We start from the raw sequence: 16,436 nt of genomic DNA on the forward strand, positions 1-16,436 counted from the left end.
GTCAAATACTTTCCGCCTTTTCAATTCACCTTCTTTTTTATATTTTACCCCTGCAAATCAAAAAGGAACCCGAAAAAATGAACCTCACCGAAACAATCGAAAACGCTTTCTCCGCGGGCGAGATCACCCAGTCTTCCCGCGACAACCTCACCGAATGGCTCGGCGCCGGCTTCCTTCCGGCGTGGGCGCTCAAGGCGATCGAGGAGCTCGTCGCCGCCAAGGAATGGAACGAGATCAACGACCGCTTCTTCAAGAAGATCGCCTTCGGCACGGGCGGCATGCGCGGCCGCACGATCGGCAAGGTCACGCCTCCGGCGGAAGCGGGAACGCGCGACGCGCTCGGCGCGCCCGAGCACACCGCCGTCGGCACCGCGAATCTGAACGACTTCAACATCGTCCGCGCGACGGTCGGCCTGTTCCGCTACATCTCCGGCTGGCTCGCGAAAAACGGCGAGACGCGCGCGCCGCGCATCGTCATCGCGCACGACGTCCGCCATTTCTCGAAGCATTTCTCGCAGCTCGCGGCGAGCATCTGGACGAAGCTCGGCGGCGAAGCCTACGTGTTCGACGGCCCGCGCTCCGTGCCGCAGCTCAGCTTTTCCATCCGCGCGCTCGGCACGGACACCGGCATCGCGCTCACGGCGAGCCATAATCCCTCGCACGACAACGGCTTCAAGTGCTACTTCCGCGACGGCGCGCAGGTGATTTCGCCCCACGCCGAATCCATCATCGGCGAAGTGAACGCCGTCACGCTCGCGGACATTCCGCAGTTCCTCGACGTCGATCTCGCCGCGGTGAAGACCGTTCCCGCCGAAATCGAGGCGCGCTACCTCGCCGATCTCGAATGCGCCGTGCTCGACAAGTCCGTGATCGAACAGGCCAAGATCAAGCTCTGCTACACGAACATTCACGGCACGGGCGACGTGATGATCGTTCCCGCGATGAAGAAATTCGGCGTGGACATCACGACCGTCGCCGAGCAGCTCCCGCACGACGGCCGTTTCCCGACCGTCAAGTCGCCCAATCCGGAAAACGCCGAAGCGTTCACGCTCTCTCTCGCCAAGGCGAAGGAAATCGGCGCGGACATCGTCATCGGCACCGACCCGGACGACGACCGCGTCGGCATCGCCGCGCGCAACCGCGACGGCTCCTACACGCTTTACACGGGCAACCAGACGGGCTCGATGCTCGCGGCGTTCCGCTGCGCGCGCATGAAGGAGCTCGGCATTCTCCCGCCCGAAGGCTCGCCGCACGCGACGCTCATCAAGACGTTCGTCACCTCGCCGCTCTGGGACGCGATCGCGGAAAAGAACGGCCTGCGCTGCGTGAACGCGCTCACGGGCTTCAAGTGGATCGGCGCCAAGCTGCAGAAATACCAGCTCGCGGTCGAAAAGACCGTGCCCGGCTACATGGCGCTCCCGTGGCGCGAACGCGCGAAGGCGCAGCTCTCCGCGGGAACGTTCTTCGTCTTCGGCGGCGAGGAAAGCTACGGCTATCTGCACTCCGACAGCGTGCGCGACAAGGACGGGAACGCCGCCGCGCTCATGGTCGTCGAAATGGCGTCGTGGGCGAAGCTCAAGGGTATGACGCTCCCGGAATTCCTCGATTCCATCTACCGCGACTACGGCTACTTCCTCGAGTCGCTGCTCAACATCGTGCTCGAAGGCGCGGCCGGCGCGGCGCAGATCAAGCGCATTCTCGCCTCGCTGCGCGAAAATCCGCCGACGGAGGTGCTCGGCTCCAAGGTCGTCGACTTCAAGGACTTCGGGCGCGACGTTATCAAGGACTGCGACGGCGACCTGATTCCGAAGGAGGATTTCTACTTCTTCACGCTGGAAAACGGCATGCGCATCGCCGTGCGCGGGAGCGGCACCGAACCGAAAATCAAATTCTACATCTTCGCGACGAGCCCGAAGACCGATCTCGCCGAAGCCAAGGCGGACGCCGCCGCCGCGGTCGAAGCCGCCAAGGCGTTCCTCAAGGACGAGGCGATGCGCCGCGCGAACGGCTGAAACGAAGCATGACGCGCGTTCCCGCAGAAAAATTCCTGCTCGTCGTTCCCGCGGCGCTGTGCGTTGCGGGAACGCTCGCGTCCTGCACCACGGCCGAAAATCCCGACGACCCGGGCTACAACAAGCCGGCGGTTTCGGGCGTCGTCCGCGGCGAAATCCGCACCATGGACGCCTATCTGGACGCGGTGGAAAAGGAGAACGCGCGACGCCTCAGAACCGAGGGAGACGTCTGGAGCAATCCGGAGGATTTTTGAACTTCAACACGATTTTTTCACGATGAACCAATTGAACTTCAGTGACCAAAGCACGGCGGAACTCAACAAGCTTTCGCCGCTCGACCAGATGCCCATCATCGATGCGCTGACGAACGTTTCGCTCGACGAATTGAAGAAGGACAAGTCCGCCTACGGCGCGTTCGCGCGCGGGAAGCAGACGTATTACCGCCTCCGCCAGGGCGACCTGCGCATTTATTTCACCGCGACCGAGGGCGAGATCTACTGCTGCTACATTCTTCACAAGCACAGCATCACGGATTTCGCCTTCCGCGCCAATCTGCCCGTGAAGGACGAGCACCTCGTCGAGCAGGACAAGAACTTCTGGGAATATCTCGATTCCTTCAACAAATAAGAAGACGGAGCCGACCATGAGCGAAGAAGACCGAAACGTCCCCGCGGCCAAAGAGCCCAAATACAAGTGCGTCCAGGACGCGGCGCGCATCTACCTGCTGCCCAACTTCTTCACGGCGGGCAACATGTTCTGCGGCTTCATGTCGCTTTGCCAGTGCATCGAGGCGAAGTACAGCGAGACCGTCGCCGCCGCCAACGAGAAGTACATGCTCGCCGTCTATCTGATTTTCGGCGCGTGCATCTTCGACCTCTTCGACGGCCGCATGGCGCGCATGTTCAAGAAGGAATCCATGTTCGGCGCGGAATTCGACTCCATCGCCGACACGGTCTCCTTCGGCGTCGCGCCCGCGTTTCTCGTGTATTTCCTGATTCTCGACCCGAGCCGCAGCGCGGATTCGCTCGCCGGAATTCTGACGAACGCGGGACCGTTCGTAGGATTCATCTACCTGCTTTGCGCCGGCATCCGCCTCGCGAAGTTCAACGTGCTGACGAATCCGCTCATTCCCGGGAACGAGAAGAAAAGCCCGGCGTCGGACTTCATGGGCATCTCCTCGCCGATCGCGGCCGCGATCACGGCTTCGTTCGTCCTCCTGCTCACGCACAATTCCGACGAGGCGAAGGATCTCAAGGAATGGCTTCCGGTCATCCTGCTGCCGACGATGGTGCTCGTCTCCATCCTGATGGTCACGAACATTCCCTACCCGACGTTCAAGCACATCGACTGGAACACGAAGGCGAAGGCGCAGGCGTTCGTGCTGATCATCCTTTTCGCGATCTTCGCGCTGGCGTTCCACGTGTACGCGATTCCGGCGGCGCTGCTCGCCTACGTCGTGTTCGGTCTCGTCCGCGCGCTCAGGCGGAAAATCTCCGGCAGAAAGTCCGCCGCGGGAACGTCCGACGACGACGGCGCCGTCGAAGACACGTTCTGACGCGGCGGGATTTTCGGCTTGCAAAAGCGTTCCCGCAAGCATTCCATTACAGACTCAACAGATTTGGAGATTTTCTTGAACATGAAAAAAGCAATCCTTCCTCTCATGATGCTTGCCGCCGCCGGCGGTCTTTACGCGCAGGACGCGGCCGTCGCCGCTCCCGAAAGCAACGAGCTCGAAATCGGCGCTCAGTTCGGTTTTGAATCCCACTACGTCTTCCGCGGCAAGTCCATCACGGACGAAAACATGCAGGCCACGGTCAACGCCGGCTACTCGCTCGGCGGCACCGGCGACTGGGGCTTCCGCGTCTACGGCGAATTTTTCTACGAAGCTCCGTTCGACGACGAAATGAACGAAGTCGACTGGAAGATCGGCGGCACCGCCGTTTACGCCGACGAATATTACTTCGACGCCGGCTACATCTTCAGAACGTACCCGAATTCCGGACCTGCCAAGGGCAAGAATTCCGTCAACCGCGAAAACGAGCTCTTCCTCGGCATCGCCCGCGACGTCCGCTTCTGGCAGGACGCCGAATGGTCGCAGGTGAAGATCGGCGGCACGGTTTCCTATGACTGGAACTTCGAACAGATTTCCTGGGAATTCTACGCGGAAAAGACCTTCGAAGAAGTCCTCGTTCCCGAATTCTCCGTCAATCTCCGCGCCGTTTACGGCTACATCACGATGAAGGACGCGAACGGCGACCAGTGGCTCGGTCACGGTTCTCCGGACAACGACTACGGCTATTGCCAGTTCTCGGTGGACGGCATCTACAGCCTGAACAAGACGACGGACGTTTCCGCCGGCATGCGCTACGCCTACAACAACGATCACATCGCGGGCGAAGACTGCAACGAATTCTGGTGGGGCGTCGCCCTCCGTTTCCGCTACTGAGCCGCGGGAACGTTCGCCTGAACGAATTTTTTTAACCTAACATAAAACATAAAGACAATGGCTATCAAAGTTGGCATCAATGGTTTCGGTCGCATCGGCCGCATGGTTTTCCGTGCTGCGATTGAAAACTTCGCGGACGACATCGAAATCGTCGGCATTAACGACCTCCTCGACCCGGACTACCTGGCGTACATGCTCAAGTACGATTCGGTTCACGGTCCCTTCAACGGCACCGTTTCCTCCGAAGGAAACGCGCTCATCGTGAACGGCAAGAAGATCCGCATCACGGCCGAAAAGGATCCCGCGAACCTGAAGTGGGACGAAGTGGACGCCGACGTCGTCGTCGAATCCACGGGCTTCTTCCTCACGGAAGAACTCGCCTCCGCTCACCTCAAGGCGGGCGCCAAGAAGGTCATCATGTCCGCTCCCTCCAAGGACGCGACCCCGATGTTCGTCTACGGCGTCAACGACAAGACCTACGCGGGTCAGAAGATCATCTCCAACGCGTCCTGCACGACGAACTGCCTCGCGCCGATCTCCAAGGTGCTCAATGACAAGTTCGGCATCAAGCGCGGTCTGATGACGACGGTTCACGCGGCGACGGCGACCCAGAAGACGGTCGACGGTCCCTCCAAGAAAGACTGGCGCGGCGGCCGCGGCATCCTCGAGAACATCATCCCGTCCTCCACGGGCGCGGCGAAGGCCGTCGGCAAGGTTCTCCCGGAACTCAACGGCAAGCTCACCGGCATGTCCATGCGCGTTCCCACCTCCGACGTTTCCGTCGTCGACCTCACGGTCGAACTCAACAAGGAATGCACCTACGAAGAAATCTGCGCCGCGATGAAGGAAGCCTCCGAAGGCGAACTCAAGGGCGTTCTCGGCTACACGGACGAAGCCGTCGTCTCGACGGACTTCCGCAACTGCCCGAAGACCTCCATCTTCGACGCGAAGGCGGGCATCCAGCTCGACAAGACCTTCGTCAAGGTCGTCTCCTGGTACGACAACGAATGGGGCTATTCCAACAAGGTCCTCGAAATGGCTCGCGTCATCGCGAAATAAGTTTCCGAGACTTCTGTTCACGAACGTTCCCGCCCTCCCGCGGGAACGTTTTTTTGCGCCCGCGGCGGCGGAAACGCCGTTTTTCTTTCGCGTCCGCCGGCGCGGGCGAAACATTCCGTTGACGGGAGGGCGCTTTTCGAGTGTCATTAGCGCATTGAAGCACTTTGATTTTTTATGGCAAAAAACGCTATCCGCAGAGAGAACGAAAAAATGAAGTCCGCCGCCGGCGACGACCGCAATCTGGTCCTGGTGGACGACGATTTTCAGGACGCCGATTTCGAAGACAAGGTTTGGCTTTTTTGGCGCCGGCACGGGAAGAAGACCGTCGCCGCCGCGGTCGCCGTTTTTCTGGCGGCGTTTTCCGTGATCGTCTACACGCAGGGCAAGAAGATGCACGTCGCGGCGCTGCAGAGCGATTACGCCGAACTGAAGACCGCGGACGAGCGCCGCGCCTTCGCCGTCGCGCACACGGGCGACGCGATGGCGGGAACGATTTTCTACGCGCTCGGCAACGAGAGCTTCGCCGAGGGCAGATTCGCCGAAGCCGCCGCGGACTACGCCGCTTCCGCCGCCGTGTTCGCGGAGAAGTCTGAGCCCGAGTTCGCGCTCCCGCGCGACCGCGCGAAATTCTCCGAAGCCGTCGCGCTCGACAAGTCCGGCAAAAAGGACGAGGCGCGGGAACGCCTCGCGGCGCTTGCGTCTTCGCTGAAGACGGACGAGACCGTGCGCGGGCAGGCGATGTACAATCTCGCGGTGCTCGCGCTGAGCGCCGGCGACGTGGCGGGCGCGCGCGGCTGGCTCGACGAGATGGACCGCGCGCTCTCCGCGCAGAACATGTGGCATTCCGAAAAATCCAATCTGATCCGGCTTGAGCCGAGCCTCGCCGCCGCTCCCGCCGAATCCGCTTCCGAGACCGTCGCGACCGAATGATCCCTTTCCGTAAAAAAGCAGAACCCGCAAGCGCCGAAGACGCCGTCGTCGTCCGCAAGCTCTGCAAGAACTACGGTTCGCACAGGGCGGTTTCGGGCGTGTCGTTTTCCGTGAAGCGCGGCGAGGTCGTCGGCTTTCTCGGGCCGAACGGCGCCGGCAAATCGACGACGATGCGCATTCTCGCTGGGCTCACACCGGCGAATTCCGGCATCGCGCGCATTTGCGGCATTCCGGTCTCGACGGACGCGTTCCGCGCGAAGGCGCATCTGGGCTACATGCCCGAAAACAATCCGCTGCCGGAAGAGCTGCGCGTCATTGAATACCTGCGCTGGCGCGCGCGCCTGAAGGACGTTCCCGAAAAGCGGCTGCAGGAGCGCGTCGAAAGCGTCATGGCGGCGTGCGATCTCGCGCGCAAGGCGCGGCGCAAGCTCATCGGCTCGCTTTCCAAGGGTTTCCGCCAGCGCGTCGGCATCGCGGATGCGCTGCTTTCGGAACCGGACGTCGTGATTCTCGACGAGCCCACTATCGGGCTGGACCCGCACCAGATTCTCGGCATCCGTTCGCTGATCCGCGGCCTGCGCGGGAAAAAGGCGGTGCTGATCTCCTCGCACATTCTGCCGGAGATCGAGAACGTCTGCGACCGCGTCATCATCATCAATCAGGGGCACGTCGTCGCGGCGGGAACGCCGGAGGAGCTCCGCGCGGAGTTCGTCCGTTCCCGCGCCTTCGAGATCGTCTCCGACGCCGCGCCCGAACGCATCGCCGAGGCGCTCGGCGCGGTTTCCGTCGAGCGCGTTCCCGCGACGGCGACGGAGCCGAGCAAGCTGCTCGCGCGCATTCCCGCGGACGCGCCGCACGAGGACTTCCTCGAAAAGCTCCACTTCTCGGGAATCCGCGTCGAAGAATTTTCCGAAAAGCGCGCGAGCCTCGAAGACATCTTCATCGCGGCGACCAAACGCAATTACGACGTCGTGGACGACGTCTCCAAACGGCAATGAGACACTTTCTGACGATTTTCCGCTACGAGCTGCGCATGCTCTTCATTTCCCCTTCGACCTACGTCGCGGGAACGGTCTTCCTCTGCATCATGGGCGGCATCTACTGGTTCGCGCTGCAGCAGGCGACGATGCAGAACGGCGAGACGCTGCTGCCCGTGGAGAGCTATTTCTTCGTCTTCTGGGTGCCGCTCTTCATTCTGGTGCCGCTGATCACGATGCGCTCCTTCGCGGAGGAGCGGCGCGCGGGAACGCTCGGCGCGCTGATGACGACGCCGACGAGCGCCTTCGCCGTCGTGCTCGGCAAATTCGCCGCCGCCTACGCGCTCTACGTCGCGCTCTGGGCGCTGGCGCTGCTGTTTCCGGTGATCGCGTGGCAGATGCTGAAGGACTTCTGCCCGGATCCGCGCCTGCTCGCGCTGAGCTCGCTGAAGGGCGGGGCGCTCTTCGTCGCGCTTTCCGGGCTGCTCTACGTCGCGATGGGCATTCTCGCGAGCAGCCTCACGCGCAGCATGCTCGTCGCCGGGCTGCTCACGTCGTGCGGGCTTTTCGTCTTCGTCGTGCTCGGCGGCGTGCTGCAGATGCTCCCGCTCAACGTGTACGAATCCTTCGCGTGGCTGGAGGCGCCCGCCGAATATCTCCGCACGTTCCGGCATCTCGAAAACTTCTACGGCGGGCTGATCGAATCGCGCCCGTTCTTCCTGTTCATCAGCGGGACGGCGCTCGCCCTGGGGCTGACGACGCTCAACGTCGAATCGAAAGCGTAGCTTATGCGATTTTTCCGTCTTTTCAAAATCGAGGATTTCCGTTACGTGCGCGTGCTGCGCGGCGCGAATCTGTGCGCGCAGGCCGTGCTCGCCGTGCTGCTCGTCTTTGGGCTCAACTATCTCGCCTCGCAGCCGTCCTTCCGTTTCCGCTGGGACATCGACGAGGCGAAGAGCCACACGCTCTCGCTCGAATCGGGCATGTTCCTCGAATCGCTCGTCGGCAAGGCGCCCGCGGACACGACGGCGGAAAACCCGTGGATCCGCGTCGTCGTCACGTTCCCGCGTTCCGATTTCGGCGAATCCCGCGAAGAGGCGTACGGCAAGAACATGATGCGCAAGCGCATCGTCGCGCTCACGGACAATTTCCGCTACAAGGTCGAATCGCTCGGCGTTCCCGGCTTCATCCGCTTCGAGGAAGGCGACCTCGTGAAGAACACGCGCCTCGCCGCGGAGATGGAGAAGAACGGCGTCAGAAAAATCCCGGCGGACGCCGCCGTCGTCGTGCTTTCGCGCAAGCGCTGCGCCGTCATCACCGCCGCGGAGCTGCTGAAGATCCGCCGCGACGACGCCGGCAATCCCTCCGACGTGGACGGCTTCCGCGGCGAAGAGGCGCTGATGGCGGCGATTCTCAAAGTCGCCGACGAGACCGTTCCCGTCGTCTATTCGCTGATCGGGCACGGGGAATTTTCTCCGGAGAGCACGGACCGCTCCTTCGGGCTCTCCTCGTTCGCCGAGCAGCTGCGCGCGCGGCAGATTCGCCTAGTCACGCTCAATCTCCGCGAACACAAGGAAGTGCCGGAGGACGCGGCGATGCTCCTCGTCGTCAATCCGCGCATCGCCGTGGACAAGGCGGACGAAAAGAAGATCGGCCGCTACCTGCGGGAACGCAACGGGCGCGTGCTGCTGCTCGCGGGGCCCGGGCGCGATCCCGGGCTGGACGATCTGCTCTTCGACTGGGGCATTCAGCTCGCGGACAATTTCGTCGTCGAAAAGGATCCCGCCAAGCTGCTCTACGACGGGAACGTCGCCGTGAACACGATTTCCGTTCCCGCGCACAAGACGACGGAAATCCTCGCCGAGCAGAAGATCCCGCTCGTCGCCTCGCAGTTCCGCCAAGTGCGCCGCGACGTCGGTTCCGCGGACGACGCGACGCGCCGCGTGCAGGAGCTCGTCTTCTCCTCGCCGGGCGTGAACGCCGCCGGCGTGCCGACGAGCTGGGGCGAAAGCGAATACCGCACGCCGCCCTACCGCTACGGCGACCGCATGAGCGACGTGCCCGGCCCGGTCTCCATCGCCGCCGTCGCCGAACGCGTGGCGGGAACGCGCCTCGGCTTCAACATTCCCGGCGGGCGCATCGTCGTCGTGGGCGCGGGCGATCTCGCCTCCAACGCGCAGCTCGAGAACGGCGGCAACAAGACGTTCCTCTTCAACGCCGTGAACTGGCTGATCGACCGCGACGTCTATCTCAACATTCCGCCGCGGCCGATCTCGGACTTCCGGCTCAACGTCTCCATGCCCGACCTGTTCCGCGTCGCGTGGGCGTTCGCGCTCGTTCCCGCCGCCGTCGTGCTGCTCGGTCTGCTGGTCGCCCTCTGGCGGCGTCGAATCTGAATTTTTTGGAAAGGAAGCAAAGAGATGCGTTTCAAATTCACGCTTTTTCTGATCTTGGCGAACGTCCTCACCTTCGGCCTGATCCTCTACGAATCCGGCAAGAGCGACGTCGCGGACAGCGTGCGCCGGGCGATCTTCTCCGCCGGCATTTCGAAGATTTCCGTCAAGGATTCCTCCGGCGAATTTTCGCTCACGCTCGAAAAGAAGGACTGGTTCATCACGAGCCCCTTCCGCTGGGCCGCCAATCCCTTCACCGTCAACCGGCTGCTGACCGAGCTGCGCTTCCTCGGCGCGGACGGCGGCTTCTCCGTCGCCGAAGCCAGGGCGACCGGCAGCACGCTCGCCGACTACGGGCTCGAAAATCCGCGCGCGACGCTCTCCGTCTCCGACGACGCGGGAACGCGCCAGATCAAGATCGGCAACGCCACGCCGGACCGGAAGAGCGTCTACGTCCTCTCGCCCGACGGCTCGGAGATCATTCCCGCGCCGAAATCCTTTCTGGACGTCATCTCCAAAAAATCCGAAGACTTCCGCGCCCGCGAAATCTTCTCCGTCGCGCCCTATGAGGTGCAGAGCCTCAAGATCCTTTCCTTCGAAGGACAGGCGCGCGACAAGGAATCGCGTCGCGTGAGCCTCGTGCGCACGCGCAAGGAAAACGACGGCGTCGCCGCGCGCGTCGAATACGGCTGGCGCTTCGAGACGCCGATTTCCGCCGCCGCCGAGAGCGCGCGCACGGAAGCGCGCCTGCGCGAGCTCGTCTCCCTCAACTACGGCGAATTCTTTTTCGACAAGCCTTCCCTGCTCGGCGAATCCGGCGTGAAGACGCCGCAGATGAGCATCACGCTCTCCGACGGCAACGAAAAGTCGCAGACGCTCCTCGTCGGCAAGCTCACGCCCGAAAACGCGAATCTGCGCTACGCCAAGCTCGACGGCAACGATGCGATCTTCACCGTGCCCGCCGACATCGCGGATCGCTGGGAACGCGCGACCACCGAGCTGCGCGACCCGCATTTCTTCGAATTCGATCCCGCGCAGCTGCGCTCCGTCACGATCTTCGAAGGCAAGAAGCAGCTCCTGCTCCACCGTACGAACCTGCGCGCCGCGGGAACGAAAAAGGTCGATTCCGGCGCCGTCGCGCTCGGCGCGGACGCCGGCGAAGCCGCCGCGGGGACGCCCGCCGAAAACCTCTACGCCGCGTGGCAGATGCCCGCCGCGCCGGATTCCCGCGTCGTCGAGCCGACCGCGGTCGAACCCGCCGTCATGCGCGATTTCGTCGAGACGCTGAAAAACCTCGTCGCCGTGAATTTCCCCGACCCGGAAAAGGCGGACGCCGAGCCCGGCGAGTTCTACCGCGCGTTCGCCGCCGACAACGCCTCCGACGTCGAGATCGAATCCTTCGGCTTCAAGCGCCCCGCGCGCGTCGTCGAGCTCCAGTTCGGCGCTCCCGTGAAGGACGCCGAAAGCCCGCGCCGCACCATGACGCTTTCCGTCGCCGTGCCGCCCGCGGACAAGCCCGGCGCGCCCTGCCACGCCAAATTCGGCGGCTCCATCTACGCCGTGGACGAAAAAATCCTCGAAACCCTTTCCACCGAACCGAGCTTCTTCCGCTCCCGCGAAATCTGGAAGCTGCCCGAGAACGCCAAGATTCTCTCGATCCGCATCGTCGACGTCGCCGGGCCCGAGGAAAAGACCGTGCTCGACGCGAAGCGCCCCGCCGGCGTCGCCGACTGGATGAAGGCGCTCGAAGCGAAGACTGACGAGGAATCCGCGGCGCTGCGCGCGCTCGGCGTATGCCTCGCCGATCTCCGCGCCGAGTCCTTCCTGCCCGAGCCGTTTTCGCGGGATTTCTCCTACGATTACCAGGATTCCGGCGCGTCCGAGACGTGGCGTTTCCGCTTGGAAATCGAAATCGCCGCCGCGGAAGACGCCGAGCCCTCGCGCCGCGTCCTCTGGTTCACGAAACGCCTCGGCGGCACCTTCCAGCTCGCGGGAATGCCAGAGCCTTCCTGCGTCTTCTGCATCCGCCAGCCGCTCATCGACGCGCTGCACAAGCTCACGTTCGCGCGCGACGCGTCGCGCGACGTTCCCGAGATCCCGATTCCCGAACCGATCGGCCGGGACGCGCCCGCGACCGTTCCCGCCGCCGCGCGCTGAAATTTTTCCGAACAACCCCGAACCCCGCACTTCCCATGTCGAACGACAACACGCAATACCTCGTCGCCGCGCTCGGCGACGCCGTCATCGTTTCCGTCCGCGGCCGCGCCGTTTACACGACCTGCCGCGAATTCGGCGAATTCCTCGAAAAAATCGGCGGGAGCCCCGACGTCCGCAAGCTCATTCTCGACATGAAGCTCTGCGAAGGCGTGGACAGCACCGTGCTCGGGCTGATCGCCGGCGCGGCTGGCGATTTCCGCGGGAAGGGCGGGGAAGTCGTCATGCAGCGCTGCGGCCCGCGTATTGCCGAAGTCGTCGCCAATCTCGGGCTCGGCTCGCTCCTCACGCTACTTTCCGGCGACGCCGTGGACGCGGGAACGGAAAAGCTCCTCGCCGAGGGCGCGACGAGCTGCGCCGCCGCCGCTCCCGCGACCAACCGCACGATTCTGCAGGCGCACGAAACGCTGATGGCCGCCGACCCCGACAACGTCCCGCGCTTCAAGCAGGTCGTCGACTTCATGCGCGCCGATCTCGGCATGTGACGCCCCCCGCGAAGAAAAGTTTCCCGAGGATTTTTTAACCGCGAATTTCCGCGAATGAGCGCGAATTTTTACAGGAGCGCGGCCGTCCCGGTCGCCTTCTGAAAAAACGCGAAGTCAAACAAAGTTAAAGAAAAGTTTTAGAGGACAAGGCGACATGCCTCCACGCTTCGCTTACCTGTCGCTTCCTCGAAATCCTTCCTGCGGATTTTTTTAACCGGGAAGGCACAGAAGAGAAAAACGCCCCCGCGGAATTTCCCCGCGGGAGCGTTTTTCTTTGTGCCTTGACCGTTAAGCTTTCTTCCGGCGGCGGCGTGTTCCCGCGAGCGCGAGAGCCGCCAGCCCCGCGAACACTCCGAAGTGGCTCGGCTCCGGAATCAGCTCGACGTAAATCGAATTCGCGTCCACGCCGAAAATCCACATCGCGTCGTCGCAGGCGAGCCCGTTCATCATCACCGAGAAATTGTCTCGGGTCAGCCCCGCCGCCAGCGCGGAGCCGTCGCCGCTCGTCCATTCGATGAGATCGTAGCGCGCCGAATGCGCGTAAGCGCTCGACGCCGCCAGCTCCAGGCACGCCGTCGCGTCCAGAGAGATGTTCGCCGCGTCCGCCACGACGATGCTCGCGCTTTCCGCGCCCTGCGTCCCGAAGACCAGCTTTCCCGAGCTCCTGACCGTCAGCGCCTTCGTCGTGAACGTCGCGCCCGCCTCCATGCTTACCGTCGCTCCGCCGGAAACCGTCGTCGTCCCGCCGATCGCCGTCGCCGACGTCGCGCGGAACGTCACGTTCGCCTCGTCGATGCTCAGCGAGCCTCCCGCCGTCGCCAGAATCCCGCCGCCGAAATCATACGTTCCCGCGTCGCGGATCGCCATCGCGCTCGTCGCCTTCACGAGCAGGATGTCGTTGTTCTTCCAGCCCTTCGAGTCGCTCCCGACCCGGTTTCCGGAGAAGACGACCCGCGTCGTGTCGCCCGTGCATTCCAGCGTGGCTTCGCCGATCTGGATTGCGCCCGCCTGTGCCGACGCCGTGTTGTCCAAAAACTTCACGTCGCCCGCCAGCGTGAACGTTCCCGCGTCCGCGTAGATCGCTCCGCCGCGTGCCGCGCTGTTCCCGCGAAACGTCACGCTCGCGCCCTCCGTGAACGTCAGATAGCCCTTGTAGGCGTTGATCGCGCCGCCGTACGCCGCCGAGTTCCCGGAAAACGTCGCCGTCGTCCCGCTCGCGATTTCCATGCCGCTGAACGAAAAAATCGCGCCGCCGCTGCTGAACAGCGTGCTCAGCGTCGTGTTCTTCACCGAATTGTTCGTGAACTCCACCGTTCCCGCCAGCTTCAGTGTGTTCGCGAAAATCGCGCCGCCGCCGAAGCTCTGCGTCGCCGCGCTCGAAATCGTGTTCCCCTCGAACTTCACGTTCGCCGTGTCCCCGAACGTCACCGCGCCCGACGCGTAAACCGCGCCGCCGCCGCTGTTGATCGACTTCGAGCCGACCGCCGTGATCGTGTTGTTCTCGAACGTCGTTTTGCCCTTGAAGGTGACGCTTGCGGCGTTCACCGCGCCGCCGCGCGTGTCCAGTTCCGTCGTCGCCGTAATCGTGTTTCCGGAAAACGTGCCGTTCGAAAGCGCTCCGAACGTGACGGAGCTGCCTGAATACACCGCACCACCGAGTTCGTTGCTCTGGTTTTGAGAAAACGTGAAATCGCCGAGCAGATTGATTCTGCCGACGGAATAGATCGCACCGCCGCTGGCGGCTCTGTTTTTCGAAAATTCGGCGTAGCCGGTGCTGTAGAACGACAGCGCGGTGCTTGAGTTTCCTCCATAAATCGCTCCGCCGTAAGTTCTTGCGGTGTTTCCGGAGAACTTGACAGTGTTTCTTTCTTCCACCGTCAGTGTATTCATCGTCGCGATTGCGCCGCCGCTTGCGTTAGTAGCGTTGTTGCTGAAAGAATGGGTTTCGCTTCCGTCTTTTAAAAACGTGAGCGTTTGGGTCGTTCTGATTGCTCCGCCGTCTTTTGCTGCAAAGTTGTCCGTGAAGGTTGTTTTTGAACCGGCGGCGAAGCTCATCGCCGCCTCCGAGTAAATCGCTCCACCTTGAGACGTTTCTGCGCGATTGCCCGTGAAGTTGAGTATAGCGCCGGCTTTGATGTAGAGCGTGGGGTCTGTTGTGGATGCTCCTGTGTGATAAATCGCTCCGCCGCGGGTCGCCGCAATATTCGATTCGAATTTGACGGTTCCGCCGCTTCCTGAAAAATCAAGGATACCTTCGGAATAGATTGCTCCTCCATTTCGAGAAGAGTTCTTAGAAAACAAGATGTTATCGGTCGCTTTTTCTAAATTGAAGTGAATAAAATTAGGGCTATAAATTGCCCCTCCTGAAGAGACTGGAATTGCCTGCGTGGCACGTGTTTCATTTTCTGAGAATTCTACATTTCCCGAAAAATTAGCGTTCCCAAAAATTGCTCCTCCGCGTGATTGTGCGGTTGAAGAATCTCCTGATGTGCTGGAAGATACGCTGACATAGTTCTTTGAGAACTTTACAGTAGAACCGCTTTTTATAGTTACCGTTCCGTGACAAATCGCTCCTCCTTGAACATTTTGAGGTTTGTAGACATTTTCTGCAATTGCGGAATTTTCAGAAAATGTCACATTTGCTCCAGATTCTACAGTAAAATGACCTTTTATTGCCCCTCCAAGCGCAGAAACGATTGAGGCTTCTGATGTTACTGAATTACTTGAAAATATTCCTTTTGCTCCCGATTTTATTGTCACATTTCCGCAAATCGCGCCTCCGTATACATGTGTGGTGGCTGCACCGTAAGAGGAGGCCGAAATGCTGTTTTGTGAAAATTCTACATTCCCATTTTCTTCGACTGTTAAATTACCAAAAATTGAACCTCCTTTAAAGTAATAGAATGTATTTGTTGTGGTTCCTGGAGGGCGCCCTCCTAATGAGTTCCCCTGAAAATATGCTTTAGAAGAAGACCCGACGGAAACATTTCCGGAAACTGCACCACCATAGGCATTTCCCCCATATGCTCTGTTTTTAGAAAAAGTTACAGTTGCATCGTTTTCAAGCGTAAGATTCCCAGAAATTGCTCCACCGTAAGCGCTTTGGATTACACTTGTTGCGCTTTCCGAGAGTTTCCCTATAGAATTTTGAGAGAATTTTCCGTTAGCACCTGAAGCAATCGAGACATCTCCATAGACGGCACCTCCTTGAGCTTTTTCGCGAGCTAGAGATTCTATTAGATTACTTGAAAAATCAATTGTTGCGTTTTTCCCAACAGTCAGAGTTCCGCAGATAGCCCCTCCATAGTTTCCTTGAGATTGGTCCCCGATTATCTTGTTGCTAGAAAATGAGAATTTAGAATTTTCTGAAACTTTAACTTCTTTCGCGTAGATCGCTCCTGCTTTTTGATCTCCGGAAGAATAGGGGTTGCCTGCAGTTGTAGTGTTTTTTGTAAACTTCCCGTTTCCTCCCAATGTTATCGTTCCTGAAACACTGCGAATAGCTCCTCCTCCTACTTGAGGATTTCCGCTTAATGCGGAGGTGATTGCACCTCCGGTAAAATTGATTTTATCGCAAATCAGCGTTAGGTCTGAGGTTGACTCAATTATTCTTTGATTAGTACTCCCTATTATTAATCTTTCCGTTGAGCCGTCGTTTGATAGTATATTCAGGAGTGTTGTTAACGTAAATTTGAGCTGTGTCGCGACCTTGGTGTTGGCGTAGAGGTCGACCTCATAACCGATTTTCCCGTTGATATAATTAAAAACCTCTTTGAGGTCGGCTCCTGCAGCGACTTGATTTTTTGTTGCGTCGTAGACGATGACATTGTTTTCGGCGAACGCGTTTCCGCAGGGCAATGCGGCGGCGGCGACGAGAGAGAGGAAAGAAAGTTTGTTTTTCATGGCTGTCGAAACGAAGA

The 16,436-nt window shown here is 60.7% G+C and carries 13 protein-coding genes and 2 pseudogenes; 13 read left to right on the forward strand and 2 right to left on the reverse strand.

What is annotated here, in order from left to right:
• Nucleotides 1-77: 77 nt before the first annotated feature.
• The 13 genes and pseudogenes from ACQREB_RS06310 (at nucleotide 78) to ACQREB_RS06370 (ending at nucleotide 12,516) form a co-directional block, all read left to right on the forward strand.
• Nucleotides 78-2,012 carry a phospho-sugar mutase gene (locus tag ACQREB_RS06310; RefSeq protein WP_427766673.1) on the forward strand — a complete coding sequence of 645 codons (1,935 nt, stop codon included), beginning with the start codon at nucleotides 78-80 and terminating at the stop codon, nucleotides 2,010-2,012.
• An 8-nt stretch (nucleotides 2,013-2,020) separates the two neighbouring features.
• Nucleotides 2,021-2,266, forward strand: a complete 246-nt coding sequence (locus ACQREB_RS06315; protein WP_427766675.1) for a hypothetical protein — start codon at nucleotides 2,021-2,023, stop codon at nucleotides 2,264-2,266.
• A 22-nt stretch (nucleotides 2,267-2,288) separates the two neighbouring features.
• Nucleotides 2,289-2,639: a cytotoxic translational repressor of toxin-antitoxin stability system gene (locus tag ACQREB_RS06320; RefSeq protein ID WP_427766677.1), complete on the forward strand. Its 351-nt coding sequence runs from the start codon at nucleotides 2,289-2,291 to the stop codon at nucleotides 2,637-2,639.
• Nucleotides 2,640-2,655: 16 nt separating this feature from the next.
• Nucleotides 2,656-3,567, forward strand: a complete 912-nt coding sequence (locus ACQREB_RS06325; RefSeq protein WP_427766679.1) for a CDP-alcohol phosphatidyltransferase family protein — start codon at nucleotides 2,656-2,658, stop codon at nucleotides 3,565-3,567.
• Between the two features lie 81 nt (nucleotides 3,568-3,648).
• Nucleotides 3,649-4,458 (forward strand): hypothetical protein, encoded by an 810-nt coding sequence (locus ACQREB_RS06330; protein ID WP_427766681.1) that lies wholly within the window; start codon nucleotides 3,649-3,651, stop codon nucleotides 4,456-4,458.
• Between the two features lie 57 nt (nucleotides 4,459-4,515).
• On the forward strand, nucleotides 4,516-5,517 hold the full coding sequence (gene gap, locus ACQREB_RS06335; RefSeq protein WP_427766683.1) for a type I glyceraldehyde-3-phosphate dehydrogenase: 1,002 nt from the start codon (nucleotides 4,516-4,518) through the stop codon (nucleotides 5,515-5,517).
• A gap of 174 nt (nucleotides 5,518-5,691) precedes the next feature.
• A complete protein-coding gene (locus tag ACQREB_RS06340; RefSeq protein WP_427766685.1) occupies nucleotides 5,692-6,447 on the forward strand; it encodes a hypothetical protein in 756 nt (251 codons plus the stop codon).
• Nucleotides 6,448-6,545: 98 nt separating this feature from the next.
• Nucleotides 6,546-6,911 (forward strand): annotated as a pseudogene (locus tag ACQREB_RS06345) (ATP-binding cassette domain-containing protein); the annotation flags it as partial.
• A 129-nt stretch (nucleotides 6,912-7,040) separates the two neighbouring features.
• Entirely contained in the window at nucleotides 7,041-7,445 is a 405-nt protein-coding gene (locus tag ACQREB_RS06350; RefSeq protein ID WP_427766784.1) for a DUF4162 domain-containing protein, read from the forward strand.
• A complete protein-coding gene (locus ACQREB_RS06355; protein WP_427766688.1) occupies nucleotides 7,442-8,209 on the forward strand; it encodes an ABC transporter permease in 768 nt (255 codons plus the stop codon). Before ACQREB_RS06350 ends, ACQREB_RS06355 begins: the two co-directional genes overlap by 4 nt.
• A gap of 3 nt (nucleotides 8,210-8,212) precedes the next feature.
• The gene (locus ACQREB_RS06360; RefSeq protein WP_427766690.1) at nucleotides 8,213-9,820 is read left to right on the forward strand and encodes a Gldg family protein; all 1,608 of its coding nucleotides are present in this window, start codon (nucleotides 8,213-8,215) and stop codon (nucleotides 9,818-9,820) included.
• 24 nt (nucleotides 9,821-9,844) lie between these two features.
• Nucleotides 9,845-11,974 (forward strand): DUF4340 domain-containing protein, encoded by a 2,130-nt coding sequence (locus ACQREB_RS06365; RefSeq protein WP_427766693.1) that lies wholly within the window; start codon nucleotides 9,845-9,847, stop codon nucleotides 11,972-11,974.
• A 35-nt stretch (nucleotides 11,975-12,009) separates the two neighbouring features.
• Nucleotides 12,010-12,516: an STAS domain-containing protein gene (locus tag ACQREB_RS06370; RefSeq protein WP_427766695.1), complete on the forward strand. Its 507-nt coding sequence runs from the start codon at nucleotides 12,010-12,012 to the stop codon at nucleotides 12,514-12,516.
• A 288-nt stretch (nucleotides 12,517-12,804) separates the two neighbouring features.
• Here ACQREB_RS06370 and ACQREB_RS06375 read toward each other — a convergent pair whose 3' ends face one another.
• Together ACQREB_RS06375 and ACQREB_RS06380 are read right to left on the reverse strand one after the other, a co-directional pair.
• Complete coding sequence (locus ACQREB_RS06375) at nucleotides 12,805-14,406, reverse strand: hypothetical protein (protein WP_427766786.1); 1,602 nt, start codon at nucleotides 14,404-14,406, stop codon at nucleotides 12,805-12,807.
• A gap of 78 nt (nucleotides 14,407-14,484) precedes the next feature.
• Nucleotides 14,485-16,419 (reverse strand): annotated as a pseudogene (locus tag ACQREB_RS06380) (hypothetical protein); the annotation flags it as partial.
• Nucleotides 16,420-16,436: the final 17 nt, after the last annotated feature.

The organism is Candidatus Spyradosoma sp. SGI.093 (assembly GCF_050314555.1).
Taxonomy (GTDB): Bacteria; Verrucomicrobiota; Verrucomicrobiia; order Opitutales; family UBA953; genus Spyradosoma.